The 26,860-nt window shown below is 46.4% G+C and carries 22 protein-coding genes and 1 pseudogene; 4 read left to right on the top strand and 19 right to left on the bottom strand.

From position 1 onward, the window contains the following. Positions 1-5: 5 nt before the first annotated feature. The 12 genes from BLQ13_RS28005 to BLQ13_RS27950 form a co-directional block, all read right to left on the bottom strand. The gene (locus tag BLQ13_RS28005; RefSeq protein ID WP_090924954.1) at positions 6-1,706 is read right to left on the bottom strand and encodes an ABC transporter substrate-binding protein; all 1,701 of its coding nucleotides are present in this window, start codon (positions 1,704-1,706) and stop codon (positions 6-8) included. A 396-nt stretch (positions 1,707-2,102) separates the two neighbouring features. Next, positions 2,103-3,782, bottom strand: coding sequence for an ABC transporter substrate-binding protein (locus BLQ13_RS28000; protein ID WP_090924953.1), 1,680 nt, complete (start codon positions 3,780-3,782; stop codon positions 2,103-2,105). Positions 3,783-3,984: 202 nt separating this feature from the next. Beyond that, positions 3,985-4,887, bottom strand: coding sequence for a carbohydrate ABC transporter permease (locus BLQ13_RS27995; RefSeq protein WP_090924952.1), 903 nt, complete (start codon positions 4,885-4,887; stop codon positions 3,985-3,987). A 15-nt stretch (positions 4,888-4,902) separates the two neighbouring features. Next, positions 4,903-5,886 (bottom strand): ABC transporter permease, encoded by a 984-nt coding sequence (locus BLQ13_RS27990; RefSeq protein ID WP_090924951.1) that lies wholly within the window; start codon positions 5,884-5,886, stop codon positions 4,903-4,905. Positions 5,887-6,184: 298 nt separating this feature from the next. Further along, the gene (locus tag BLQ13_RS27985; RefSeq protein WP_167375864.1) at positions 6,185-9,163 is read right to left on the bottom strand and encodes a glycoside hydrolase family 2 protein; all 2,979 of its coding nucleotides are present in this window, start codon (positions 9,161-9,163) and stop codon (positions 6,185-6,187) included. Between the two features lie 133 nt (positions 9,164-9,296). Continuing rightward, positions 9,297-10,904, bottom strand: coding sequence for a response regulator transcription factor (locus BLQ13_RS27980; protein ID WP_167375863.1), 1,608 nt, complete (start codon positions 10,902-10,904; stop codon positions 9,297-9,299). Next, a complete protein-coding gene (locus BLQ13_RS27975) occupies positions 10,897-12,687 on the bottom strand; it encodes a cache domain-containing sensor histidine kinase (RefSeq protein WP_090924963.1) in 1,791 nt (596 codons plus the stop codon). The genes BLQ13_RS27980 and BLQ13_RS27975 overlap by 8 nt, the downstream gene beginning before the upstream one ends. Before the next feature lie 243 nt (positions 12,688-12,930). Further along, complete coding sequence (locus tag BLQ13_RS27970; RefSeq protein ID WP_090924948.1) at positions 12,931-13,353, bottom strand: OsmC family protein; 423 nt, start codon at positions 13,351-13,353, stop codon at positions 12,931-12,933. Positions 13,354-13,427: 74 nt separating this feature from the next. Then, on the bottom strand, positions 13,428-14,174 hold the full coding sequence (locus BLQ13_RS27965; protein WP_090924947.1) for an amino acid ABC transporter ATP-binding protein: 747 nt from the start codon (positions 14,172-14,174) through the stop codon (positions 13,428-13,430). 16 nt (positions 14,175-14,190) lie between these two features. Beyond that, entirely contained in the window at positions 14,191-14,835 is a 645-nt protein-coding gene (locus BLQ13_RS27960; RefSeq protein ID WP_090924946.1) for an amino acid ABC transporter permease, read from the bottom strand. 31 nt (positions 14,836-14,866) lie between these two features. Further along, positions 14,867-15,727, bottom strand: coding sequence for a transporter substrate-binding domain-containing protein (locus BLQ13_RS27955; RefSeq protein ID WP_090924945.1), 861 nt, complete (start codon positions 15,725-15,727; stop codon positions 14,867-14,869). Positions 15,728-15,873: 146 nt separating this feature from the next. After that, positions 15,874-16,506, bottom strand: a complete 633-nt coding sequence (locus BLQ13_RS27950; RefSeq protein WP_090924944.1) for a TetR/AcrR family transcriptional regulator — start codon at positions 16,504-16,506, stop codon at positions 15,874-15,876. Positions 16,507-16,749: 243 nt separating this feature from the next. On the opposite strand from BLQ13_RS27950, the gene BLQ13_RS27945 reads away from it, so the two are divergent. After that, the gene (locus BLQ13_RS27945; protein WP_244159501.1) at positions 16,750-17,538 is read left to right on the top strand and encodes an undecaprenyl-diphosphate phosphatase; all 789 of its coding nucleotides are present in this window, start codon (positions 16,750-16,752) and stop codon (positions 17,536-17,538) included. 378 nt (positions 17,539-17,916) lie between these two features. Here the strand turns inward: BLQ13_RS27945 and BLQ13_RS27940 are convergent, their stop codons facing one another. Then, complete coding sequence (locus tag BLQ13_RS27940) at positions 17,917-18,099, bottom strand: hypothetical protein (RefSeq protein ID WP_090924942.1); 183 nt, start codon at positions 18,097-18,099, stop codon at positions 17,917-17,919. Positions 18,100-18,178: 79 nt separating this feature from the next. Beyond that, complete coding sequence (locus BLQ13_RS27935; RefSeq protein ID WP_090924941.1) at positions 18,179-19,069, bottom strand: LysR family transcriptional regulator; 891 nt, start codon at positions 19,067-19,069, stop codon at positions 18,179-18,181. Positions 19,070-19,268: 199 nt separating this feature from the next. Here BLQ13_RS27935 and BLQ13_RS27930 point away from each other — a divergent pair, with 199 nt between their 5' ends. Continuing rightward, a complete protein-coding gene (locus BLQ13_RS27930) occupies positions 19,269-20,159 on the top strand; it encodes a DMT family transporter (RefSeq protein ID WP_090924940.1) in 891 nt (296 codons plus the stop codon). 70 nt (positions 20,160-20,229) lie between these two features. Here the strand turns inward: BLQ13_RS27930 and BLQ13_RS27925 are convergent, their stop codons facing one another. The 5 genes from BLQ13_RS27925 to BLQ13_RS27905 all read right to left on the bottom strand — a co-directional run bounded on the left by BLQ13_RS27925 (position 20,230) and on the right by BLQ13_RS27905 (position 23,833). Beyond that, on the bottom strand, positions 20,230-20,556 hold the full coding sequence (locus BLQ13_RS27925) for a thioredoxin family protein (RefSeq protein WP_090924939.1): 327 nt from the start codon (positions 20,554-20,556) through the stop codon (positions 20,230-20,232). Between the two features lie 106 nt (positions 20,557-20,662). Then, positions 20,663-21,571, bottom strand: coding sequence for an aldo/keto reductase (locus tag BLQ13_RS27920; RefSeq protein ID WP_090924962.1), 909 nt, complete (start codon positions 21,569-21,571; stop codon positions 20,663-20,665). A gap of 298 nt (positions 21,572-21,869) precedes the next feature. Beyond that, positions 21,870-22,049: a hypothetical protein gene (locus BLQ13_RS27915; protein ID WP_090924938.1), complete on the bottom strand. Its 180-nt coding sequence runs from the start codon at positions 22,047-22,049 to the stop codon at positions 21,870-21,872. A gap of 350 nt (positions 22,050-22,399) precedes the next feature. Then, on the bottom strand, positions 22,400-23,143 hold the full coding sequence (gene gpmA, locus BLQ13_RS27910; RefSeq protein WP_090924937.1) for a 2,3-diphosphoglycerate-dependent phosphoglycerate mutase: 744 nt from the start codon (positions 23,141-23,143) through the stop codon (positions 22,400-22,402). Between the two features lie 105 nt (positions 23,144-23,248). Then, positions 23,249-23,833 (bottom strand): DUF420 domain-containing protein, encoded by a 585-nt coding sequence (locus BLQ13_RS27905; RefSeq protein WP_420848973.1) that lies wholly within the window; start codon positions 23,831-23,833, stop codon positions 23,249-23,251. Between the two features lie 385 nt (positions 23,834-24,218). On the opposite strand from BLQ13_RS27905, the gene BLQ13_RS27900 reads away from it, so the two are divergent. Beyond that, complete coding sequence (locus BLQ13_RS27900) at positions 24,219-25,409, top strand: cation:proton antiporter (protein WP_090924936.1); 1,191 nt, start codon at positions 24,219-24,221, stop codon at positions 25,407-25,409. 392 nt (positions 25,410-25,801) lie between these two features. Further along, positions 25,802-26,452, top strand: a pseudogene (locus BLQ13_RS27895) (transcriptional regulator). The last annotated feature ends 408 nt before the right edge of the window (positions 26,453-26,860 follow it).

The following is a 26,860-nucleotide window of genomic DNA, read 5'->3' as shown; positions in this document are numbered from 1 at the left end:
AAAACTTATTTCACATCTTTACCTGTCCAGAGGGATACACGATCCTTGATCCAGACGGTATATTGTTTTTCCATCTCCACTGCGCCTGCTTTATCCAGTTCAGCCAGCAGCCCGTCATACACACTGTCGAATTGATCCGGTTTCGCCAAGATCGCTTCTGGAATACGTTTGCGGATGATATCCTGTGTTTTTTGGAAAGTCACGTTGTATTCGGTATCGGAAGGCACCGGCATGTTATATGCTGCACCCCAATCCTTTAGTTTCAACTTATCCTCAGATGGGAAGAAATCTTTCCATGTTGTAATGCCATACGCTTTCAACGTTTCTTTCTCAGCTGCCGTATATCCAGCCTGAATCTGTTCAGGGAAGTTCGTTGTGTAGTAGTTATCTGTGGAATCTTTCATACCGTCACCATATCTGGCACTAAAGATGTTATACATTCCGACTCCAGACTCTTTTGTGAACGCGGAGTTATCGTTAGTTTTACGATCCTGCACATCATCTGGTACGATGCGTTTTCCATTCTCTACTTTGTAGTGCTGGTTCTCAACACCCCAGTACCGGAGCACCTGGCCTTCGTCAGAAGCAAGCCAATCCATAAACTTGATGATACGAACCGGATCTTTCGCAGACGTTGTAATACCAATGCCGTAACCGTCAAAACCGGTTGGCTGGAACGTATGATCTACGATGTCTTTGTTCAGGGACACGGAGAAGTGAGCATATGTGCTCTCGCCGTTGTTTTTGGATTTAAGCGCATTCTCAGCTTCGCCATAGTTCCACTCCTGGTCGATCAGACCCAGTACGCGGCCACTGGCAATTTTGGATTTGTACTGGTCATCCTTCTGAACAAACGTATCTTTATCCAAGAGACCTTCGTTGTACATTTTGTTCAGCCAGCGGAAGTATTCTTTTTCCTCTGGACGTTTGTAGTGCAGCTTTGCTTCATACGTCTCTGGATCAATATAATATTCACCATCGTCTGGTCCGCCCGTTGCTTGAAAGGCCGGGTTTGTAACCGTAATCATAATCTTCCAGTCATCCGCATTCAGCGTGAGCGGAATCGTAGGCTGACCATCAATGGTTGGATGTTTCTCATAATAAGTGCGTAGCACGTTTTCATAATCTTCAAGGGTTTTCACTTCGGGATAACCCAGCTCTTTCAACACTTTCTGCTGAATCTCGAATCCGCCGGTAGCATCGAATGCGACGTTACCTACACCCATATTCGTTGGAATCGTATAAATTTTCTGATCTTCATTGCTATATTTCAGACGGTTCATCTGGTCACCATAGATTTTTTTCAGGTTAGGTGCATGTTCCTCAATCAGGTCGGTTAGATCAAGCATGGCACCTGCATCCACCAGCTTCGACAGGTTTCCTTTAGGATAGATAATATCAGGGTAATCACCACTAGCAGCCATCAGCGGAATTTTCTGGTCTCCACCGTTATTCACGTCAAATTCAGCTTCAAGCGTAACACCGGTTGCCTTCGTAATCTCTTGCCCAACAGCATCCTTCATGTTATTCCAGTTCGGACTTGCATCGGCACCGAAGAATGTAAAGGTGATTGGCGTTGTTGTATCCCCCGTATCCACCGGTTTTTCTTCAGCTGATTTCCCTCCGGTAGTTCCGCATCCTGCTGTGATCGCAAGAGCGCTCGCTAACAAAAGCATTGCAAATGTTTTTGGTGTTCTGCCCTTCATGTATAATCCCCCTTTGGATAAAATGAAGCTGTGTATTTGTACAACAGGACACGCCTGCTCATACCATATCCGGGTGAATCAAATTGCGTTTCTCAGATTCGGGTGACATTAACAGCGCTTACTTTTCCCAGTCTGTGGGGATGAGAATCTGACCTAGCTGAGCTTTGATGAATCACACGTTCACTCAATTTAGTACTATCGTATAAGTCTATCCAACAGCGTACAAGTTTTTGTAAGTGCTTTCACAGTTGAATCATAATATCTAAAATTTCCCTTGTCAATAGCTAATTATAAAAATCTAAAACGGTTTCACTAAAACGTTTTCTGTATAAAACAAACCCGATATTCCGGGTTTGTTTCCATTTTTGAAACAGACAAGTCTGTACTACTCCAACACTAATCAGCGTTCCACAAACGAACGCGATTTCGAATTAAAATGGTATATTGTTTTTCCATTTTTTCTGCTCCTGCCTGGTTTAGTTCAGCGATCAAGCCATCATAAATGGCATCAAATTGATTCGGCGAACTTAAAACAGCTTCGGGAATCCGTTTGCGAATGATATCCTGTGTTTTCTGGAAAATGACATTATAATCCGAGTCTCCGGGTGTAGGCATGTTATAAGCTGCTCCCCAAGGTTTAACCGGGAATTCCTCTTCCTTTGGAAACAGGTCCTTCCAAGTGGATGCACCATATGCCCGTAGGGTCTCTTTCTCCGCCTGGGTATACGAAGCCTGAATTTGCTCAGGAAAATTCGTCGTATAATAATTATCAGTCGAGTCTTTTACACCATCCCCGTAACGTCCAGACATATTTTTATATAGTCCAATGCCAGACTCTCTCTGGAAAGCAGAAGCATGGTTTGTTTTTTGATCCTGGACTTCTGCGGGAATTACACGTTTGCCATCCTTGATTTCGTAGTGCTTGCCTTGAATGCCCCAGTTCATCAAGATCTGACCCTCTTCGGAAGCCAAATAATCAAAGAACTGGATGGTACGCACCGGATCAGGGTTAGAAGTCGTTATACCAATTCCCCAGCCTGATACAAATCCCGTGTCTTGAAAAGAATGATCCTTCATGTCTTCGGACAACGTCACCGGAAAATGTGAATAGGTTGCCTCCGCTCTGCCCGCCGATTTCAATGCGTCCTCAGCGTCGGCATATCCCCAATCCTGATCGATCAGGCCCAGTACGCGTCCACTCGCAATCTTGGATTTATACTGATCTGATTTTTGTACAAAGCTTTCCTGATCCAGCAAACCTTCGTTATACATATGGTTCAACCAGCGGAAGTACTCCTTTTCCTCTGGGCGTTTATAATGTAGCTTCGCTTCATAGGTAACTGGATCAATGTAGTATTCGCCGTCATCCGGCGCGCCTGTCGCCAGAAACGCAGGATTCGTAACGGTGATCATGATTCTCCAGTTGTCAGCATCCAGCGTTAACGGAATGGTCGGCTGACCATCCGTCATGGGGTGTTTCTCGCTGTAAGCTCGCAATATATTTTCATAATCCTGAAGTGTACGAACCTTGGGGTATCCCAGCTCTTTGAGCACACGATGCTGAATACCGAATCCACCGCCGGCGTCAAAATACTTCTGATCCACTGCATAATACGTCGGCAATACATAAATTGACTGATCCACGTTGCTATATTTCAACCGATTCATGGAATTACCATATAGCTTCTTCAGGTTGGGAGCGTGTTGTTCAATCAGGTCTGTCAGGTCGAGCATTGCTCCAGCATCAACCAGCTTGCTAAGTTCCCCCTTGGGAGAAACGATATCTGGATAGTCTCGGCTTGCTGCCATTAATGAAATCCTATCCTGTCCCCCGCTAACGGCAAATTCACCGTTCAGGGTGATGCCTGTTTTAGCTGTAATGACCTTGCCCACTTCATCCTTCATGCCATTCCAGTTCGGACTCGGATCAACACTGAAAAAATCGAACGTAAGTGGAGATGGCGCTCCGCTCGTATTCGTAAGTGACGTTTTACCGCCAACGCCTCCATCACAGGCTGTAAGCACAAGTAAAGCCAGAACAGGCGCCAGTGCGACCTTCATTTTGAAACTGGACATAATGGTAATCCTCCCTATTCATACGTCTGTCTTATACGGAACTGTTCTGTTCCTCTCTATAGCTTCATGAGTATCCTCTCCCGCAGTAGCTGAAAATCATGCCGTTACGGAAGCAGTGCGGATATCCCGAGCTTCTTGTATAAGTACTTTATTATAGGTGTACAATCCATTATTAAGCCAGTCTTTACATCGGATCACAGGTCTATGCTTTTACCGCTCCAAGCGTCATTCCGCCAACAAAATACTTTTGCAGGAATGGATACACAATCAAAATTGGAACGGTAACGACGATTGTAATCGCCATTTTGATCGACTCTGGAGAGATTTGCGTCATTTGCTGTGCCATATCATTCGCATTCCGTCCAGCTCCCGAACCTTGTTGTGTACTTTGCAGTACTTTCATCAACTCGTATTGCAACGTCGTCAGATGTGCTTTTGAGCCGTTATACAGATACGTATCGAACCAAGCATTCCACTGACCCACTGCCAAGAACAAAGCAATCGTTGCGAGTACCGGCTTACACAGCGGTAAAATGATCCGGTAATAGATTTTGAAATCATTCGCGCCGTCCAGCTTCGCTGATTCCTGCAAGGCATAGGGCAACCCGTCAATGAATGAACGGATGATAAATACGTTCCAGGCACTGATCATACCAGGCAATACGTATACCCAGAATGTACCGATCAGGTTCAGGTCACGCATCAGGATGTATACCGGAATCAGACCACCCGAGAAATACATCGTCAGCGCCAGTGTTGTAGATACAAATTTCCGAAGACCGAAGTCAGGTCTGCTTAGCGTAAAGGCGATCATGGATGAACTGATCAGTCCAAGCAGTGTACCTACAAGCGTACGCATAATGGAGATTTTCAAGCCCTGGAGCAGACCTTCATACTGGAAGATCGTCTGATAGTTCTGTAATGTAAATTCACGAGGCCATAAGTAAATTCCGCCGCGTACTGTATCTGCTGAGTTGTTCAGTGAGATCGCCAGTACGTTAAGAAATGGATAGAGTGTTACAATCAGCACCATGGTCATCGCGAGGATATTGAATATATCGAACACTTTATCGCCCCGTGTGGCATTGAATGTTTTGTTCGCCATAATGTCTCCCCCTCCCTACATGATGCTTTCTTTGGTGAATTTTTTGAACAAACCGTTGGCCGTAAACAACAGGATGATACTGACAACAGAGTTGAAGATACCTATCGCTGTACCGTACGAGAATCGGCCCATATTCAAACCGTAATTGAGTGCATAGAGATCAAGGACTTCGGAGTAATCCAGGACCAGACTGTTCTGTAGCAAAAATTGTTTCTCAAAACCGATGCTGATCAGATGTCCGATGGACATGATGAACAATACAGAAATCGTCGTCCGGATCCCTGGCAGTGTGATATGCCACATCTGTCTAAAACGGTTTGCACCGTCTACACGGGATGCTTCATACAGTTCTTGGTCAATACCAGTGATGGCCGCCAGATAGATGATCGCATTCCAGCCCGTTTCCTTCCACATATCTGAAGCGGTTACAATGTACCAGAACAGATTTCCCTTGGCCATAAACTGAATCGGCTGATCAATAATATTGAGACCAATGAGCAGGTCATTGATAATGCCTCCATCCGTGGACAGCATCTTGGTAATAATCCCCGCAACAACGACCCAGGATACAAAGTGAGGCAGGTACGATACGGTCTGTACAGCCCGTTTGAAGAACATGCCTTTCATTTCGTTCAGGAGGATCGCGAAGAAAATCGGCACGATAAAACCGACAACCAGTCCCATCAAACTCATCGCAAGTGTATTTCGAAGCACCAGATAGAACCTGTCATCACTAAACAATTCTACAAAGTGTTTAAAACCAACCCAGTCCTGTTCACCAAACGACCTGGCTGGTTTATAGTTTTGAAAAGCCATCGTCCATCCCCACAGCGGAAGATAGTTAAATACAAATACCCAAGCGACGAATGGCAATGACATAAGATAAAGATACTTCTGCTGTTTCATTCTGTCCCAAACTCCGTTACGCCTTGGCTTCAATGGTGGCTGGGAGTCACTGCCTCTATTCGCGGAAGCGGATTTTTTTGTTAGCGTTTCCATCTTCGTTCCCCCTCCTCTGTTTTTATAAAATAATCATAATCGATAGAGCGTTTTCAAAATACCATCTGGATTTTAGAGAAAATCATATAAAAATTAGATATAACCCTCTAGAATCAGACATTTATCCGTTAAAATTAGAGATATTAAATACTTATTAGTGTTATAAAATCTATATGAAGTAAAAAATAACTTTTTTAACTAAAATACGAAAACGTTTTTCGGAAATCGTTTACTTTACATTTCATACATCAAAAAAGAGACCTGGTTAGGTCCCTTTAGTGTCTTGATTCGTGTCTTATCACAATGTGAATTGAATAGGTTGAAGTTTGAATACTCCTAGCAACTCGGCGGCTGTAACGGAGCTTTCCGGATGAAACTGCTCTCCGCAAGCATAAGACAACATCTCTTGAAAAAGAAACGCAGCTTCCGGGCGCTTCATCAAGGCTGTATCGGTAAAAGGAAAAGTAGATACCAGGATACTCCCCTTCCCTGCTCTGGCCTCAAAAGCATAAGCGAGCCGTTTCGCTCGGTGGAAATGATCCACCACCTCGATTAGCGGTGTAGCCCCCTGCATGGTATCCAGGCATATGGCCGGCGTACCATTCACAAGATGATACCAATGCCAGTCCGAAGCTCCATCCTGCGGAAAAGCTCCGAGAAGAGCTGTTTCTTTCTCCATATACATGCCCATCGTAGCCCCCGGCTGGGTGGCAAACATGAGATAATTCCAGAACACCGGCAGGTACTTCGTTTCCACTGGATCATACAGATCCGTTGCACCCGGCATAAGCCAAACTCTTCCACCATTTAAGAGAAGATCCAGTACATTGGAGGTTAAGGACTTCACGATCAACAGGTCATGCTGATTTTCCTTTAACCATCGGAAGCCATTCACATGATCTACAGCATCATGATAAGAATCAGCGAGTAGGGGCTGTAGTTCTTTTACCGTATTCCAGATGCGCTTCATCTCTCCATGACGCTCGTTTTGCATCTTCATCTGTGGGAAAGACCAGCCATGCCACTGATTCCGGGCTATCGTAACGGTTGCTAAACGATGGGAAGAGTGAACGGTGGAATGCTCCGCATTACCGGAATGCAGCGGATCATTCACAGGGTCGCAACGTAGCTCAGCCTCCACTCGAAACGCAACTACACCTTCGGCCTGAGAGTTAACCATTATACTCCCGAGAGATGTTACCGCACCGCACGGCATATCTCCGCAGCTCCATTCTCCTTCAGCCAGCATCCGTTCGTCCGTGACCGTAACCATTCTCCAGTGAATGGAAGCATTTTTTAACACCCTTTTGCCAAAGTGGGATACACGTACTTCGATTTCAATCGGTTCTCCAGCATAGTATGTCCGCTCTCTGGAACTCAGGAGAATAACCACCTCAGCATTGAATTGTTTTACTTCATTCGGTGTGGTTATCCCTTTATCTTCCCAAAAAACATCCAGAAAACCCGTGGTGGCGTGTCCCTGTCCCGGGAAATCACGGATATCCAGCAGCTGGATGCCCGCAGCATCTGGCGTACGTCTTACTCGCTCCATCGCTTCTTTAAGGGATCGCATCAGATGTATGCCCGTTGCGTGCTGGTATTGTTCCAGCTTTGCCATCATGCCTTTACGTGTAAGCGACTCTTCGACAGGTTCTAACCATGTAGGACGAAGGACACCTGTATACTTCTCTCGTTCCTGCGGACGTACATACATTGTAAATTGCGCATGTTCATGCCCGATCACCGGATGTGATGCAAGCCGTGTAACCGCATGATAATCCAGCGTAGTATCGGGTACCGCCGCCAATACAGATTCCAGCGGGGGATGCCAGTTGAATGATTGAATAAAATAATCGGTCTCTCTGCCTTGAGCTGGAAGGTGTCCAAAGCCTGTGTTATCTGTATATAGTCTCGATGGATCTGTATCTCTCGCTCTTGAGATAAGTGCATTCAGTTCAGGATGTCCGTTTGCGCCAATTAACTCATTACCGAGTGAGAACAGAACAAAGGAAGGATGACAATGCAATGCTTCCAGCAATCGATCTAGCTCCTGTGTCAGATACATACGTATTTCAGGAGGAGCGGATACATCCCGCTGTTCAAAAAAACGTGACCAATGAGGAAGCTCTGCTTGTACAAGCATACCCTCTTCATCGGCAGCTTCCCAGAATGGTTCCGGTGGACTCCATCCGTGTAAACGAACATGGTTGAAGCCATATGACTTGGCTATGCGAAATTGCTCCACATAGTACTGTGCATCCCAAACGGGATATCCCGTAAGTGGAAAGATACAACAGTCCACATACCCGCGCAGAAACACTGGTGTTCCGTTCAGGACAAGTTGTTTTCCACTGGATGCAAAAGAACGCATGCCAAACCGCTGCTCCACCTGGTCAAGCTTCTGCTCGCCTGCCTGCAATTGAACTACCGCCCGATATAAGAGGGGATTCTCATCGCTCCACATGGCAATCGCATTCTCGGAGTCCAATGCAATCTGGCATCCCCCCGTAACCCAGCCCTTCTCAACACTGCTATTCAAGGTACAATCGATATCCAAACACTCGCGCTTTAGCCATGAGCCATCCGGATGCTGGATATTGATTAGAAGCTGCAACGGTGCGACTGAGTCTGCAGCTGGATTAATAACCGTGTACCGAACTGCTATCTTTCCGTTAGCAGGATCAGGTTCAATACGCACCGTATGTACCCGTTGCATGGGTTGCCTCTCCAAATAGGCTCCTCCTGTAATACCTCCCCAAGCCGTAGCGGTATGCAAAGAATGAATATGGCTGCCTGCCAGTGGAAGCTTCATCGTGTTATCCACCCAAATCTCTACACGGTTCATCTCGCCAGGCTTCACCCAAGGGGTCACATCCCACGTCTGATCCGTCAGCAGACTATCTCTTTCTCCCGCTTCGTTCCCGTTGAACCACAGCCTCGATGTCCAACGTACACCTTTCAGTCTGAACACATAGTGTCCGTTCTGTGGATCAGAGGGAATATAGATGTCCTGCGCATACCATGCTGCCCCCTCATACTCTCGGATTTTGGTCCACGTGTCGATTCTGGTGTACTCCGGCGCTTCCCCGTATCCTTGCTCTTCCCATGACCCCGGAACTTGAATCGTATTCCATAAGACATCATCCCGGTGCGGGGGGATGTATGTCCCAGCATTCTCTCCCTCTCTTCGTTCTCCACTCCGTTCAGTTAATTGAAAATGCCATGTTCCGTTCAAATTGATCGTGTGACGTACAGTTGTTAAATCAGTACGATTCATATCCTGCAGCCATCCCTTCATCTGGACTCTTGTACCTTGTACAATCAGTCTACGGTGTACAGCTTGGACATACCATTGCTTATTCGGGGAAGTACATGGACTATATTATGAAGAACTCCCGAGCCACCGCCGGTTATGCATCTTCATTGTCATGGTGATTCGTTTCTCTCGTGTGAGATTGGGATCTGGATTGTTTATACGCCGAAGGAGATTCTCCTACGTATTTTTTGAATTTACCGTGAAAATAGTCCACATTGGCATAACCGACTCTTGAAGCCACCTGATGCACCTTTAACCCTTCGTCAAGCAAAGCTTTCGCTTTCTCGATTCGAACTTTATCCAGAAAGGCGTTAAACGATTCGCCCGTGTGGTTCTTGAACAATTTTCCCAGATAACTGCTGTTGTAGTTAAACACCTCAGCCAGAACCTCCAGCTTCAGATTCTCACCGGGATTACGCTGAATGAACTCAATCATCTGTTTCATCACGGTATCTGTACTGCCTCCGCCCATACGCTGAATCAGACGATGCAAATGTTCCGCCGCCATCGCTTTAAGATCAGCCATCGTGAACTGATGATATACCTCATTAATCAGCACGGAGTGATCCTGCATAATGGTTTGCATGTGCTGATTCGCTGCAGCAAGTTTATTGAACGCGAGCGAGAACACCTGCGAAAATGCCGTTTTGATGGCCTGCTCCGTCCAATGATACGGAATCAGTCGCTCCTCCATCTCTCCAAGCACACGCATAACCGATTCACTGCTGCGAATGTCCAAGGCATAATACAGCTTGTCCGCCAGCTCAACTTCATCAGGCTCTTGAATGCCGTCTGCCTGGGCTCCCATACCGTTACTCTCCGCACTTGAAGGAGACAGTCGCCCTTCATCCCAGCGTTTGATCCGTTGCTCTGTGAACAGGAACCGTTCTGCCATAAGGCTGCTCGCCTGTGTGTATGATCTGGCAATCTCGGTAGTAGACTGTACCGGTTCTCCAGCGGTAGCGTACATGTGAATGTTCCACTCTGCGAGTAATGTTTGCAATTCATCATATAGATTCTGTGATGAGGTATTCTGAGTAACTGCTTCTTTGATCAATAACCCCAAGCCGGAATGATATGAAAATACGATACCTTTATCCTTCTGGTCGAATGCTTCAATCAGCTTGCGTTTCATCTCATTGCCCCGTTGCAGGTCTAGCGTCGCATGAATCTCCAGCAAAATCACTTGATACTGCGGCCAGTGCAGTCCAAGACTGTCCTCTTCCTTGCTCCCCTTACCTTGTAAAGAGTCATATAACAATGCTTCAATCTGATGTTCTCTGTATGCCGTATCTTCGCCAGCGTAGCGGGCCAGCGTTTCCTGTTCCTGATGAAGCTGTCCCGCAATTCGTTCCAGTTCAGCGATGATCTCTTCTTCGTCAACTGGCTTCAGCAGATAACCATCCACGCCGAAGCTGATTGCTTTTTTGGCATAATCAAAGTCAGCATAACCGCTCAAAATCAGAAAATGTGCGTCAGGTTCATGCTGGCGGATCTCTTCGATGACTTCCAGGCCAGTCATGCCTGGCATCCGTATATCAATAATGGTCAGGTCCGGCTTGATTTCGTTGAAACAGGCGATGGCCTCGCGCCCGCTTCCGGCTGTAGCCATGACCTGGAAGCTGTATTTTTCCCAATCGATAATCGTGGTCAATCCCTCGCGAATGCTTGGTTCATCGTCTACCAACAATACTTTATACATGCTGGTTCCCTCCCGCTGGCAAGGTGAAAGAAACCTCTGTTCCTTCCCCGTACACACTGTTAATCTGTAACCCGGCATTTTCCCCATACGTCAAAGTCAAACGCTGATGCACATTTCGCATGCCAATCCGGCTCTTCTCCTCTTCTTCAGGACCGCTGACAAACTGCATCACTTCTGCAAGTCGTTCCGGGGTGATGCCCGCTCCATCATCTTTCACTTGTACCGTGACCATACGATCCACCATACAAATCAGAATATGCACCCGCACGGTTCCTTCTTTGTTCTCTAGTCCATGCACAATAGCGTTTTCTACAATCGGCTGAATAATCAAAGGCGGGATATACATCCTCTCCACCTCAGGGTCCAGATGAATCTCAAAGGCTAACCTGTCCCCATACCGAAACTTTTGAATCTCCAGATAGGAACGCACCATTTCCAGTTCTGCACGAAACGTTGTTTTGCCGCTGCCAATCTCCAGACTTTTCCGCATCAGCTTGCCAAGCAACCTGACAATATTCGCAATCTCTGCTTCTCCCTTGATGTGAGCCTTCATGCGAATGGATTCAAGCGCGTTAAACAAAAAATGAGGATTAATCTGGCTGGCCATCATTTTCAGTTTAATCTCTTTTTGGGCGATTTCCAATTGGTTGTTCTGCTCTGTTGTCTCGACCACCTGAGTCATCAGTTCGTTAATACTTTTCACCATGTAGTTGAACTGACGTGATAATTGTCCAATCTCATCGTTCCCGTCAATGCGCGAAGTGACGTTCAAATCTCCAAGAGCCAGCTTGTTCAGATGTTTACTGAGGCGCAGTAGCCGGTTGGAGGTTAGAAATGAAATAATATACACCAGTAACAGCGCAATCACCAGCACCATGGTAATAAAAATCATGCCGATCTGGCTAATCTGGTTGGCATCTTTCACGATATTTTTGGTCGCAAACACCGAGATAACCTTCAGCTTGTTAAAGCTTGATCCCGGCCCCAGTTCATCAATGACAATATTCGAGGGCTCCCCTTGAAAATCAGCTTCAATGGTGCCCTTAGGTTGACTCTGGAGGTCTACGCCAAAATCAAGCTGACCCAGCGTTTTCCCGACCAGGTCGGTATTTTTCGCTGCAACAACGTAACCCTGCTCATCGGTAATCAGTGTCTCGAACTGCTCCTGGCGCAACAAACCGTTAAGTTCTTCCTGATTGATTACGATCATCAGCACACCTTCGGTCTTATATTCGGCAAAAGGAACTTTACGTACCAGACTGAGCCGGTGAACCGGATTGTCTTCGTTGCCAGGGATATAAAACCAGCCGATGCTCGTTGTTTTCAGCGCTTCCTTGTACCAGTAACTCTGCTTGGTTCGCTCATTGACCGGAATAAATTCCAGATTATTGATCAATGTCGGGTTCGTCGAATAAAAACGTATACCTGCAATTTCACGATATAACCGCCTGTATTCTTGAAAATCTTTATATGCGAGGTAAGCCGAGGTCAGCTCCACCACACTTTTATACTGGCGATTCACGATCTCCTTGAGATCGGTGTTAAACATGAGCAAGTTGGATATGTCTGTAGGTACGCGCAGCATCGTTGCCGTCTGGCTTTTAATTTTATCCACATTGATGATCGTTTGCCCAATGGCATTATCCAGCGCTTGCTGACGAAAATAACTGGTCACGGCGAGACCAATAATCAGGACGGGAACCATGACAACAAGCACGTAGGAAATGAGCAATTTATGCTTTAATTTGAGATCATTTGTAATACGAATCAGCCGTTTTAACATATCCGCACCTTCCGTCATCTTGTATAAGCGCTTACAACTTGCGATCATCCGAAGCAGGTCACTCTCACCTGCGCATCCATCATACCACATAACTGCAGCCTTCGATTTGACATTAAAGTGGAGATATGGACCTGAGTTGTTATGGATACATCGATGGGATTCAATAAAATATGACTATGCTAAAAAGACACTTCCGCGATTGGAAGTGCCTTTTCATTCAAACTAAAGTGAAAGTAAAGCTTTTTATGGACGAGGTGTGCTCACGCCATTGAGGATCAGCTTCGGATGGATATCTGCGCTCAGTGATGCGGAAACGGCGCAGTATTTCTCTTCAGCCATCTGGATGGCTTTCCAGATCCGGTAATCCGGGATATCTCCGTCCACTTTGAAGATCAGGTCAATGGACGTAAAACCTTTAGGCATATCCTCGCTCCGCGTCCCTTGTGCTTCAATCTCAATCGAATCGATCTTGTCCAGAAAAGCATCCAGAATCATCGTGATGTCGATTCCCATACAGCCACCAAGGCCAGCGAGTAACAATTCCATCGGCGTAGCGCCTTGGCTATCACCGCCATATGCCGCTGTGGCATCCATGCCTACAGCATACCCAGACGGTCCTTCGGAGGTAAACGCGCGTTTTCCCTTCCATACTGTGGTTACATTCATGATGTTTTCCTTCTTTCTATAGTAGTTTACACATACACTGCGATGACAGAATAACCTTCCCATCACTGGGTGGTTTAAAATTCGGTAATCTGCCGCAGGAACTGGCGTGTTCGCTCTTGCTCCGAATGTTCGAAAAAGGCTTCAGGGCTAGCTGTCTCCACAATGGAGCCGTCTGCCATAAAGACAATTTTGTTCGCCACGTTCCGGGCAAATTTCAGCTCGTGTGTCACGACCAGCATCGTCATGCCTTCCTGCGCCAGCTCTTTCATCACCGACAGCACCTCTCCAACCAGTTCGGGGTCGAGGGCAGAGGTCGGTTCGTCAAACAGCATCACTTCCGGCTCCATCGCCAGTGCCCTTGCAATGGCTACGCGTTGCTGTTGTCCACCAGATAAACGGGAAGGATAAGCATCCTGCTTATCCGACAGCCCTACACGATCCAGCAAAAGCCGGCCGCGCTCGGCGGCTTCGTCCCGCTTTATTTTTTTCACCGTCACAAGACCTTCCATAACATTACCAAGCACCGTCTTGTGCGGATACAGGTTAAACTGTTGGAACACCATACCCGTCTGGCGACGAATCTCCAGCACCCGGGCACGTTGCACACGCAGCGGATCTGCGCTGTTTACCACAATGCCGTTCACTTCGATCTGTCCGCCGGACAACTGTTCGAGTCCATTGAGACAGCGTAGCAGTGTACTTTTGCCTGATCCACTGGGACCCAGCAGGACAACAATATCCTTGGCATCTACATGCATATCGATATTGGTGAGCACTTCATGATTTTGAAAACGTTTGGTTAATCCAGTTGTAGTAATCACCCGGTTCTCTCCCCCTTTAGTAAGCCCGGGCCAGCCGGCGCTCCACTTGTTCCAGAATGGCCGAGAAACCGATGCTCATAATCCAATACATCACGCCGATTGCCAGATAAAATGGCATGTTGAGCGCATACTGCGAAACCAGAAGCTGCGCAGACCGCAACAGCTCGGTAACGCCAATTGCAGCAACAAGCGATGTTTCCTTGAGCATTCCGATAAAGGTATTCCCCATCGGTGGAATGGCAATGCGCACAGCCTGCGGGAAAATGATCCGTCTCATCGCCTGTGCTGGAGTCATACCGGTAGCGTATGCCGCTTCCGTTTGCCCTTTCGGTACAGCTTGAATCGCACCGCGGAACGTTTCCGACAGGAAAGCCCCCGCGTTCAGACTGAGACCAAGACAAGCGGCTGTTAGTGACCCGAGAGTTACGCCGTAGTCCACAAGCCCGTAATAGATAACGAATAATTGCACCAGCAGCGGGGTTCCCCGCATGATGGATACATAAAATCTGGCGATCAATCTTAGCCACATCGGGCCTTTAAGCCTGGCAATAGCGACCAGCACCCCGATGATAAAGGCAAAAAACATAGAGATCACCGTAACATAAAGCGTATAATAAGCCCCCTTCAGAAAGAAGGGGATATTTTCGAATATCAGTTCCATGGATCAAACTTCCCTTCGCCTTGCAGGTTCATTATTGCGCAGGCTCTTCACCAAACCATTTTTTGAAAATGGTATTGTACGTGCCGTCATCCTTCATGCCTTTCAGTGCATCGTTCAGTGCCGCTACAAGTTCAGGGTTGTCCTTACGCACCGCGATACCTGCCTGGTCACTCTTGATTGCTTCGCCAACAGCTTTAATTTTGAATCCATTCGCATCTACGATAGGTTTCAACGCATACAGGTTGTTGATCGTTGCATCGATCCGTCCTGCGTTCAGGTCTTTCAGAGATGAGATCACATCATCATACGTTTTGATTGTAAAATCTCCGACTTTGGGCAACACTTCGTTGCGCAGGTACGTTTCATCGTTTGTGCCCAAACCTACACCGATTGTTTTGCCTTTGAAATCTTCCAGTTTCGTAATATCGTTGTTGTCTTCTTTGACAATAATTTTGACCTGGTTGGTGATGTACGGATCACTGAAATCCAGCACTTTTTTACGATCGTCCGTAATCGTCATTTGGCTGATAATCGCATCCAGCTTTTTCGCTTGCAGACTTGGAGTCAGACCGGAGAACTCCTGAGATACAAACTCAACCTTAACGCCGAGACGCTTCGCTACTTCACGTGCGATATCCGCATCAAATCCGTCCATTTCTTTCTTGTCATTCAGGAAGTTGTATGGACGATACGTACCCATCATGCCGACTTTCATGACACCTGCCGATTTGATCTGTTCCAGTTCGTTGCCACCAGACTGTGCTGCATTGTTTGTATTGCCATTCTCCGCCGCGGGTTTGCTACCGCAAGCACTCAGTACGAGCACAACCATGAGCAGAATCGCGGTGATAGACCACCCTTTGCGAATTTTAGTTCCATATGTGTTATTCATGACGTTAACTTCCTCTCATTCATCTTATGTTCTCTTGGTGATTCCATTATTCCCTGTGACTGGCTTAATCATGTGAAGAAGTGTGTTAAATGTGAATCTTCCTGCCTCTTTTACCTGAAAAGTAAAGCCCCCGACCTTTGCCGACATTATGTACCGAGCAGGCCGTAAAACTCAAAACTCGCCGCTTCAGCTGCTAATGCTGTAGCACTCATCTCCGTGAAACGTCTGTGCAGTGCGTCTGAGCCGAACAACCAGCGCGAGATCATGCCCTCGATCATACTTACAAGCAATGCCGCACGTAAGGGTACATTCATATCTGCTGGCAACATACCCAGTTCAATGGCACGCTCCATATTGTGACGGAATGCTGTCTCCACGGCATTACGAGTCTCTTCAACTAACCTCTGGACGGATTCCTCGGTCACGATGCCCTTAAGCAACAACTCCATGAAATATCGGTTCTGCGCAGCAAAGGTGAACAAATTGGTAAACAACTTCTCCGAGGCCTTCACCATATCTTCAACCGACCCGGCATCCTTCCGGTACCCTTGCCCGATTGCTTCAAGTAATTGTTCTCTGCCCGTTAACAAAATCTCGGAAGCAATGGCTTCCTTGCTCTTGAAGTGCCAGTAAAAGGTGCCTTGAGCGACTCCAGCTTCGCGAACAATATCAGAGATTTTCGTCTGATGGTACCCTTGAGTTGCGAATCGTTCCATCGCTATGCGAATAATTTGGTCCCTTCGTTCTTCTCCGGGTCCCAAACCGTTAACTTTGGCCATTCTTTTTACCCTCCCGATTGATCAGTCAGTCAGTTAATGTATATCCTATTGGATAACTAGGTTTTTGTCAATATAGTTTTAAACAACGGGTTACAAGCATAGAGTTGAAGTGGGAGGCAATTCTGAGCATAATAGAGGATAGTCTTGTTCGAAAGAACAGACATCGTTATAGCAGGACAGGCCTTATGGCTGTCATCTGCATTTCAAGGAGGAAGAGAATTGGACTTTATATCATCCATAATTATGGGCATCATCGAAGGTTTGACTGAGTTTTTGCCCGTGTCCTCTACAGGACACATGATTCTGACAGCTCACTTGCTGGGTCTATCAGAGGACAACGAGTCAGTCAAAACGTTTGAGGTGGTTGTCCAGCTTGGTGCTGTACTGGCTGTTGTTGTACTGTACTGGAACAAATTCATTGATATGTTTCGCTTCACTGGAGGCAAAAGGCCGTATTCTCGCCGCCTCAATCTGGGACATATCATTCTGGCAATGGTTCCTGCTGTTGTCATCGGACTTGTGTTCCGGGACTGGATCAAGGCTCACTTGTTTGGTCCGCAAACCGTACTGTACAGCCTTGTGATCGGTGGTATATTGATGATCGTAGCTGAACGCTGGAGCAATAAAAGCTCACGGATTACCACACATGACGTTGACGATATTACCTACAAACAAGCGTTAGCTGTGGGTATGTTTCAGATTTTGGCGTTGTGGCCAGGTTTCTCCCGTTCCGGCTCCACGATATCAGGCGGCTTGTTTGCCGGAATCAGCCGGGTAGCTGCGGCAGAATTCACCTTCCTCGTGTCCGTTCCAATTATGATTGGTGCCACGGGATATGACCTGTACAAAAGCATTGATCATCTGAACAGTGATGATTTTCTCATCTTTGCGATTGGCTTCATCGCTGCCTTCATCGTTGCCATGCTGGCGATTAAGACATTCCTGTCTATTTTGAAAAGATTGAGCCTGACTGTCTTCGCTGTGTACCGCTTTGTACTGGCAGCTGTATTCTTTGTGATCCTGATGATGTAATGGATATCCATTGAACAAACTGAGTTCAGTTTACACCTCTCACTCCGATGACAGAATAACCTTCCAACCGCTGTTATCCCCAGATTTTTTTGATTCCCTTTTCCCAAGGGGAAAATCCGGTGATAAGCGTATGCTTCCGATGTAGCTTTCTTTCAGAAAGCTTTTAGGCGGCCGCTTCGCTTTTCAGGTTTTTTCTGTCCTCTCCGTTTCTGTGTAAACACAGTTCAATTCATATCAAACATCAAACAGATCCGGTGATTTTAATTGGAAAATGGCGGCCCTGTCTTCCTCACGGAAGTCGGGCCGCCATTTTGCTATCACTTCATATGTAAATGTACCATCATGATATTTCTATGGCATGTTCAGGAAGTTAGATCGTTACTCCCATCGGTCAGCCTGTATGTTTCGCTGTCTCTTCCGCTCCTTCAGTCTTCCTAACCAACGATATCTGTTCAGCTTCTGTTCATGTAACATTTGTTTGACACCAGCCATAAGTAAATGATACCTGCGATCATCATTATGGCTTAATTGGTGCATCTCATCCAATATTTCTCTGTTCATGTGGCTCTTGTTCACTCCAATATTCAGTTTGTTCTATTAAGTATAACGAACGATACTGAACAAATTCTAAACAAGATTTTTACCGCTGCCGTCCGAACAATTGTAATGACGTTTCCACAAACAAACGAGAAGCTGGAGACGCCTCCGTAAAGGAAGGTAAAGCAAGCTGAACGGGACGATAGGCCTTCGGCTCCGTTGGCAGAGCTCTGACACCAGGTGGAAGCCAGGATAACGAAATGGCAGGTAATATGGCCGTCCCCAACCCTTGTTCGATCATATTTAGACACGTATTGACATTATGAACAATAAAACCGATGCTAAGCTCTGCTTCCGCACGGGCAAAGAGATCTACAATAGGCATCTCATAACCACCGTTACAAATAATCATTGACTGCCCGCTTAACTGTTTCACATCCAGTATGTCCTGATCAGCAAACGTCTCGTCCTCACGAAATACAGCAAGCATCTCTTCGTTGTACAGCGGCATCGTTTCATAGTTTAGTTCTTCCGCCTCCTGCTCCGTTGCAATCATTAAAGCAACATCAATTACACGCGAATTCAGCCACTGTTGAATCTCCATAATATTGCCTTCGTGCAGCTCGAATTCGATCTGCGGATAACGATCACGGATAGATCGAATAATTCGAGGCAATAGATGAGCCGAGGACATCGGAAAAGAACCGATGCGAATGGTTCCAATCTCCAGCCCTTTCTCCTCAGCAACAACTTGTTGTACCTTATCATACTGCTGTAAAATTCTGCGGAAAATGACTAGTATTCGTTGCCCTACATCGGTCAGCATAATACCGTTACGTCGGTCTCGAATGATGAGCGAAACATCCAGTTCATTCTCCAGTGCCGAGATGGCACGGCTCACCGCAGGCTGCGTCATATTCATCTCTTGGCCGGCCCGTGTGAAACTTCTCGTCTCGGCTATTTTAATAAATAACTGTAATTGTGAATTGTTCATAACAGTTCTGGTATGCTCCTCATAAATAACATGCATTTCAATTATTATGTTTGTTATTGTATCATGGTGAACACGGACGATCAACGACTGGCAAATACAATGGCCAAAGAACATTCGAATGGGTTGATTCAGAAGAAAAACTGTACTGGACTTGCAGTCCAAAAAGACTTTTCCATATAACTTGAAGGAGAGATAATCTATGGCTTTATCACGTTCAAAAGCAGGCTGGATCTTGGCTTTTCTGGTTCTCATGTGGGGAATCAACTGGCCACTGACCAAATACGCATTAAACTATACACCGCCCCTCCTGTTCGCAGGCATGCGACTGCTAATTGCCGGACTGGTTCTTGGATTTTATGCATTTCCGCGGTACAAAACACTCCAGTTTCGGAAAACATGGTATATTTACGCCATCTCTGCCGCACTTAACATCATTTTCTTTTACGGTTTTCAGACGGTGGGTCTGACCGAAGTGCCTGCTGGATTGTTTTCTTCCATCGTGTTCTTGCAGCCTGTTCTGCTTGGGATTGGGGCATGGCTGTGGCTTGGTGAAACGATGTATACTATGAAAATAATCGGACTCGCGCTCGGCTTTGCAGGCGTAGCAACGATCAGCATCGGTGGCATGACTGGCAAAATGTCCCCTGAAGGTGTCATGCTGGGATTGTTCAGTGCCATCAGTTGGGCAGCAGGCACGATCTATATGAAAAAAACTTCAGCCAAGGTGGACGGGATCTGGATGACAGCCATTCCGATTCTCATTGGCGGTGTAATTCTAACTTTAACGGGAACCGCTACAGAGAACTGGAATGAGGTACAATGGGTTCTGCCTTTTGTGATGGATATGCTTTTCATCTCCGTATTTGTCATTGCTCTCGGCTGGCTGGCCTTCTTCAAACTTGTCAGTTCCGGGGAAGCCAGCAAAGTAGGCTCCTTCACCTTTCTGATTCCATTGATTGCACTGCTATGTAGTGTGTTATTTCTAGGAGAATCCATCACCATCAATCTGATTGCTGGACTGGTCATGATTATTGCAAGTATTCTACTTGTAAACCTCAATTCAAAAAGAAGTAAACTTGTTAAACTCTAACTCTAACGATTCACAATTCAAAAACCCCTGCTTTGTCCTAAGACAGGCAGGGGTTTTGCTAAGCATCAGCTTAGACTTTGGACTCAAGTGTCTCCAGATACTCCGAGATTTGTGCAGGGGTTTTTGCCCATTTGCTGTGAAGATGCGCAAGCTTTTTGCCGTTCTGGAAAACCAGCAGGCTTGGAATGCCGCGTACACCGTTCTCTTCAGCAAACGGCTGGAATTCTTCTGCATCCAGCGCATAAAAAGTTTTATCGGCATGCTGATCAATAACGTCACCGATGAACCGATCCAGGTTTTTGCAGTCCGGGCACCACGTTGTATCAAATTTAATGACCGTCATACCGTCGGAGTTAATCAGGTCGCGATATTGCTGTTCACTTTGAATTCTTTCCATATCTATTCTCTCCTTATGTCGTTCTAGTTAATAGTTGTACTTTGTGTAGAGATGGTGCTCTTATTGTACCTCAAATAGTTACACTTGAAAACAGGTAACCCACCCATTAACGATGCTGCGTGTAACGGTTAGCAGGACTCTGCTCCCGTATGACCTGAATCTCGGCAGGGGTGAGCGGGGCAGATGAAGCAGCCGCAATGTTATGCAACAATTGTGTTCTGGAACTGGCTCCTGGAACGACAGCAGCAACGGCAGGTTGCGCAAGCGCATAACGGATTGCCGTCTGTGCCATGCTGCGATCATCTGTGACCAGTCCAGCCAGGCCTTGGCGGATGTGATGCAACTGCTCTGGCGTATAATCCAGATATCCTTTGTCTGCCTTCGCCGTTCCCGATGCTGCCAGTACACCACTGGCAACCGGGCCGCGAGCGATGATACTGATTTCTTTTTGCTCAAGTAAAGGTAATACTTCCTCTTCCGCCCGGCGATCCACTACACTGTATTGATTCATCACGCTGACAATGGATGATTTCTCTACATACTCCCGAATCACGTTCGGACGAATGGAAGAGATGCCGTAGTATCGGATAAGTCCTTCCTTCTTCAACTCCTCAAACGCTTCAATGGTCTCAGCGATTGGATCATCCAGCGTGCCACCATGAAGCTGATACAGATCAATGTAATCGGTCTGCAGTCGTTTGAGGCTTTCATGCACGGCCTGTTTAATATAAGCTTTGGACGGGTCCCATGACCAGCCCTCTTTGCCAGGAATACGGCGGTTCCCCACTTTGGTTGCCAGAATGACTTGATCCCGGCGCCCTTTGATCGCTTGTCCCACAATCTCTTCGTTCCGTCCGGCATCATACAGATCAGCTGTGTCCAGCAGATTAACCCCGAGATCCAACGCTTCGTGAATCAGCTCCACTGCAGGTTTCAGTTCCGTTCCGAGCGACATACAGCCCAGTCCGATCTCCCCCACCATCAATTCCGAAGTACCCAAACGATTTTTCTTCATAGAAGTGCCCATTTGACCTTTATCCACAAGTGCATCTCCTCTCCATACGTTCTGCAAGTATTCATTGTATCATTCTTCATGGAAAAAATCGCATAGTGTGCAATCTCCAGTGATGCTCAGACGCACATAAGAAAAACCCGGAACGATCGTCCCAGGTCTCTTTGATGTTGCTCACCATATGCGCCTGCTAGTAGCAAGCAAGTACGTTTATTTACTTTTACGTGTATCGAACAGATAACAGGGCTTCCTTACACTGCCCACGCTATTGGTTAGCCGTCATGTAAGACTCCTGGATTACTCAATTTCTCCACTCTTGGTTGCTAACCTCCACCCGCGGTCTTGCGGTACGAGATGATGATCCGTTCTTTTTCACCATATTAGATACGGTGCTAATGACTTTGTCCCTGGCCTGTTTATTCCTCATCAGATACGTCACGCCAGCTCCAATCGCCGTCATGAGCAATTTGCGTTTCGACATGTAACTCTCCTCCTTCTGGATTCATGTACATCGTGTCTTGTTTGAGTTTTACCCGATCTAGCACAAACGAAACGATATCCAAGCTTGCCTGCCTGTAAAAAATAAAATATTTCTCCAACTGGCACACCCAGTTATACGATTGAGCAGTACAAAAAAAGATGATCACCGAAATGAAGAATGGTTCGGTAATCATCTTTTGCTCGGTTATTATGCTCCGTAACGTGAGCCTATATGAGCCATACAGGACTTTATTTTAAATCCATATGTGAGCCATTAGGTTAGGAGCTTATAAGGAAACATGTAGTGGTTTCATATGCTTTATTGAGTCCTGTTGCCCTAACCCCGCGTCATCAGTCGGATGGTCGGGCTACTTGGCTCATCTCTTCATGCTTGTAGGTCGAGCCATCGGCGGTCAGATAAAAATGACCGGTCGGGTGCAGCTCCTCGTTCAACTCATAGACCAGCGGAATGCCTGTCGGGATGTTGAGCGCCATCACGTCTGCTTCGGACAATTGGTCCAGATGCATGACAAGTGAACGGAGCGTATTGCCATGCGCGGAGATTAGTACCCTTTTTCCCGAAGAAACCATTGGTTTAATCTCTGCATCCCAGTACTCCAACACCCGCTTGGACGTATCCATTAAATTCTCCGTACGCGGGATGGTGCAGCCAAGTCGCTTGTACTTGTCCAGATCCTGCACATATCTGTCGTCATTCTCATCCAGAGGTGGCGGGGAAATGTTAATGGAACGACGCCATTCGTGAACCTGATCCTCCCCGTATTTCAAAGCCGTCTGCTGCTTGTTCAATCCTTGCAGCGCACCATAGTGACGCTCGTTCAGCTTCCACGTCTTCTCAATCGGAATCCACATCAAGTCCATTTCATCCAGCGCAATGTCGAGTGTACGAATGGAACGTTTCAATACCGAAGCGTAGGCACAGTCAAAATCAAACCCCTGCTCTTTCAGGATTTTCCCGGCCTTGCGCGCTTCACCATACCCATCCTCGGTCAGATCCACGTCCGTCCAACCCGTAAAGCGGTTTTCCACGTTCCACATGCTCTGTCCATGGCGAATCAACACTATCCTGTACATCACGTGACCCTCCTTCCTTGGATACATTACCCGCAGAACCAGCGAAATTATACATCATTAGCCCTGCGCGTAATTGGTGGATATCGTTAATGGCATAAAAAGAAATCAATAATACGGTGCCATCATCAAGTAAACGACTACACCTGTAGAACTGACATATAGCCAGATTGGCATGGTCCAGCGTGCGATTTTACGGTGTTTCTGCAACTGGTTTGTCCAGCCCCATACGAGCGTAAAGAGCGCAAGTGGCACAATCAGCGCAGCCAGAATGCTGTGCGTGATCAAAATAAAGAAGTAGATCGAACGAACAATACCTTCGCCACCAAACTTGGACGTTTCCGGAGACAGATAATGGAACGTCAGATACGTCACCAGGAACAGCAACGTGGTTGAAAATGCCGCCAAAATAAAGCGTTTATGCAGCTTGACGTTACGTTTGATAATCGCAATCAGCGCAGCCAGCAAAAAGATAAAGGTAAAGCTGTTAAACACGGCATTAAAGCGCGGTAACACGGTGATGTCGAACGTAACCTCACCTTTGTAACCGATCGATGGTGCGAAAAACAATAACAAGATGATAACGTTAGCAAGAATGGAGATGGTAATAATGATACCTGCGAAATTTTTATTACTGGTCGGGGTTGCCTGATTCGATGAAGCATTCAGATTCCCTCTTTCCTTGTTAGCCAATGCAAAGTCCTCCTCATATCCTAACTTTCTGTGTTCTATATCATTATATCGCGGCAAATCAGGGCTGTTAAGTGACAACACTCTGAACAAAAACAGGCTGTCCTTACGTATAAATGCCCGTTTTAAACTGTTTTCATGCCTTTTCGTGCGAGTATGATTTTACCCTAGTCTTAAATTGTGGTATAATTAATGCACTTAATCACATACGCGTCGACTATGGAGGAGCCTGTCACCAAGGGCCCCTCTTTGTCTTTTACAGGCATGGAACGGTAACTTGTTATCGTTGTTCCGTGCCTTTTGTTATGATCAAATTGGGTGGAACAGGGATGTTTTCCCTTGGAAAGGATATTCTAAGGTTGCCGCGATCAGAGAGGAGAAACCATTTGTGGAATTTATTTTAGTTCTTGCCCTTATTTTGATCTTCACCAAACTGGCTGGTGATCTCTCCGTTCGGTTAGGCCAGCCATCGGTGCTGGGTAAACTTATTGTGGGTGTTGTCATTGGACCTGCCCTACTGGGCTGGGTGGATAAAAGTGATTTTGTGCATTATATGGCCGAGATCGGGGTATTATTGCTCATGTTCATCGCCGGTCTGGAAACCGACCTGGAGCAATTGAAGAAAAACTGGAAGTCCGCTTTCGCTGTGGCAGTGGGCGGAGTCATCTTACCTTTTATCGGAGGATACAGTTCGGCTGTTGCTTTTGGTATGTCTCAGACACACGCACTGTTCTTTGGTCTGTTGTTCTGTGCCACCTCGGTAAGTATTTCCGTGCAAACCTTGAAGGATATGAACCAGCTCGGTTCACGTGAAGGCACCACCATTCTGGGGGCAGCGGTAGTGGATGATGTGCTCGTCGTTGTACTGCTCGCTGTCATGATGAGTGTACTTGGAACAGGTGGCGGAGATGTCTCCATCGGCTTGTTGATTGGTAAAAAGCTGTTGTTCTTTGTCATCATCATTGCGGCAAGCTGGTTGCTGGTGCCACGCATTATGAAATGGATGGCTCCTCTGCGGGTAACGGAAACCGTTATTACGGCAGGACTCATCATCTGCTTTGGCTTCTCTTATTTTGCAGAATGGATGGGTGTTGCAGGGATTATCGGTGCATTTGCGGCAGGGATCGCGATTTCCCAAACTGGATTCAAACATGAAGTGGAGCAAAAGGTGGAACCGATCGCGTACAGTATTTTTGTACCTGTTTTCTTCGTTAGTATTGGACTGAATGTAACTTTTGACGGCGTAGGCTCACAGATTGGTCTGATCATCGTCATCAGCATCGTTGCCATTGTCACCAAGCTTCTCGGCGGCGGGGCCGGGGCCCGTTTAACCGGTTTTGATCGTTCTTCTTCCATTGCCATCGGGGCAGGCATGATCTCCAGAGGTGAAGTTGCGCTTATTATTGCCTCGACTGGACTTGCATCTGGCTTGCTGGATGCCGAATATTTTACCAGCGTGGTTATTATGGTCATCGTCACCACACTGGTCACACCACCGCTACTCAAAATCACGTTTGCCCGTAAAAAGGGTGAACAACGTGTGGAACAAGGGATTGAGGATCCTCATCTGAACAGGTGAGGTGAATGGTACGTGGAAGCGTTGCTCTCTTTTAGCAGAAACGGTTAAACGACTTGGTTGTTCATCCAATCCGACATAAACTTACTCATAGTAAAAGTGGTACTTCTGTGTTAAGCCCAAGACATCCTTACCATAATGAACTCACTCTTAACTAGGCGCTGGAGGTAAGCGGGAGTAGCATCAAAACCGGGTCTAGGTTATACTTGGAATTATTGTAGAAAAAGCAGCTATAGATGTTAGTAAATAGATATTAATTAATCGGTCGTGAAGCACACGCCGCTTTGTCCATTTTTCCAACCTTCCAATTATGGAGGCAGGAAAGATTGGGTAAAGCGGCTTTTTACATTTTTCCACTAACTTTTCTAGGAGGTTATCATGCCATGAGTACAATAATCCAAAACTTTGATGAGGCATATAAAGAATGGATCAAATCGCTAATCGTAAAAGAAACCAATCTACGTGTTCGATCACGGATTGAACACGGGCTTGAACATGGCACATTGGAATTTTTGCGCTCCGTCTGGTTCCCCGTCATGAAAAATTTCAACCATTTGCATCCCGAGTGGGAAGTTTGAGATTTTCACAACGGTTATCGTTATCTGGATCTTGCCTACTTACCAGGGAACGGTGTGAAAGGCGGTATTGAGACTCAGGGTTATGGGCCTCATGCTCGTGATCTTGATGTGAGACGTTTCAAAGATCTATGCTGGCGACAATGTCTCCTAACATTGGAAGACTGGCTTTTCCTGCCGATTGCCTACCTCTCCATTAAAGATGAACCAAAACAGTGTCAGCAACTGGTACTAGCATTTATGGGAAAATTTATGGCTTCAGATGCGCCCGCAGCCCTCAACTGGTTGGATGCTGAGGCCGTGCGGTATGCGAGACGTATAATCCGGCCGTTTACACCTTTGGAATTGGCAACACATCTAAGAATCTCTGACGCACATACGAGAAAGGTTCTTCGTAGCCTGTTGGATCAAGAAATTATATATGTTGCGAGCGGCATTCAGCGGTATCGAACTTATGCTCTACGAATGTAAAACGAGTAAGTGCATATTTCTCGGACGTGGCTACGTCACACAATCGAATTTTCTCAGTACAGTGTTAGCACTTGTTACAAACCTAGTGAATGTAGTTCCGTAGTGTAGTAGTTGGATGTTCTTGGAGAACGTTGTCCCACGGCAAGGTGGATGTAGCATGGCAGTACTTATGTTTATGTTAATGATTACTTGCTCGTGGCTGATTTATGAGTGAATGAGGCTACGCTATGTCACGTTGGAAGTATTTCCTTATGTGAGAACTTATCTCCGCAATTCTAACGATCACCAGAGACGCTATTCGGCGTATATCTTTAAAGCCCCCTAATCCAATTGGACACTCAAAGCTACCTCAGATACACTAAATGAAATGAGGAGAGTGTTCATGAAAAGACGATTTAGATGCCCGGT

Source organism: Paenibacillus polysaccharolyticus, assembly GCF_900102085.1.
Lineage (GTDB): Bacteria > Bacillota > Bacilli > Paenibacillales > Paenibacillaceae > Paenibacillus > Paenibacillus polysaccharolyticus.
Note: the sequence above shows the minus strand (reverse complement) of the source record. Positions and strands in the feature narration are given on the sequence as shown.

Coding starts and splice junctions, on each gene's coding strand:
- BLQ13_RS28005 (WP_090924954.1), bottom strand. CDS start 1,706: ATGAAGGGCAGAACACCAAAAACATTTGCAATGCTTTTGTTAGCGAGC.
- BLQ13_RS28000 (WP_090924953.1), bottom strand. CDS start 3,782: ATGTCCAGTTTCAAAATGAAGGTCGCACTGGCGCCTGTTCTGGCTTTA.
- BLQ13_RS27995 (WP_090924952.1), bottom strand. CDS start 4,887: ATGGCGAACAAAACATTCAATGCCACACGGGGCGATAAAGTGTTCGAT.
- BLQ13_RS27990 (WP_090924951.1), bottom strand. CDS start 5,886: ATGGAAACGCTAACAAAAAAATCCGCTTCCGCGAATAGAGGCAGTGAC.
- BLQ13_RS27985 (WP_167375864.1), bottom strand. CDS start 9,163: ATGAATCGTACTGATTTAACAACTGTACGTCACACGATCAATTTGAAC.
- BLQ13_RS27980 (WP_167375863.1), bottom strand. CDS start 10,904: ATGTATAAAGTATTGTTGGTAGACGATGAACCAAGCATTCGCGAGGGA.
- BLQ13_RS27975 (WP_090924963.1), bottom strand. CDS start 12,687: ATGTTAAAACGGCTGATTCGTATTACAAATGATCTCAAATTAAAGCAT.
- BLQ13_RS27970 (WP_090924948.1), bottom strand. CDS start 13,353: ATGAATGTAACCACAGTATGGAAGGGAAAACGCGCGTTTACCTCCGAA.
- BLQ13_RS27960 (WP_090924946.1), bottom strand. CDS start 14,835: ATGGAACTGATATTCGAAAATATCCCCTTCTTTCTGAAGGGGGCTTAT.
- BLQ13_RS27955 (WP_090924945.1), bottom strand. CDS start 15,727: ATGAATAACACATATGGAACTAAAATTCGCAAAGGGTGGTCTATCACC.
- BLQ13_RS27950 (WP_090924944.1), bottom strand. CDS start 16,506: ATGGCCAAAGTTAACGGTTTGGGACCCGGAGAAGAACGAAGGGACCAA.
- BLQ13_RS27945 (WP_244159501.1), top strand. CDS start 16,750: ATGGGCATCATCGAAGGTTTGACTGAGTTTTTGCCCGTGTCCTCTACA.
- BLQ13_RS27940 (WP_090924942.1), bottom strand. CDS start 18,099: ATGAACAGAGAAATATTGGATGAGATGCACCAATTAAGCCATAATGAT.
- BLQ13_RS27935 (WP_090924941.1), bottom strand. CDS start 19,069: ATGAACAATTCACAATTACAGTTATTTATTAAAATAGCCGAGACGAGA.
- BLQ13_RS27930 (WP_090924940.1), top strand. CDS start 19,269: ATGGCTTTATCACGTTCAAAAGCAGGCTGGATCTTGGCTTTTCTGGTT.
- BLQ13_RS27925 (WP_090924939.1), bottom strand. CDS start 20,556: ATGGAAAGAATTCAAAGTGAACAGCAATATCGCGACCTGATTAACTCC.
- BLQ13_RS27920 (WP_090924962.1), bottom strand. CDS start 21,571: ATGAAGAAAAATCGTTTGGGTACTTCGGAATTGATGGTGGGGGAGATC.
- BLQ13_RS27915 (WP_090924938.1), bottom strand. CDS start 22,049: ATGTCGAAACGCAAATTGCTCATGACGGCGATTGGAGCTGGCGTGACG.
- gpmA (WP_090924937.1), bottom strand. CDS start 23,143: ATGTACAGGATAGTGTTGATTCGCCATGGACAGAGCATGTGGAACGTG.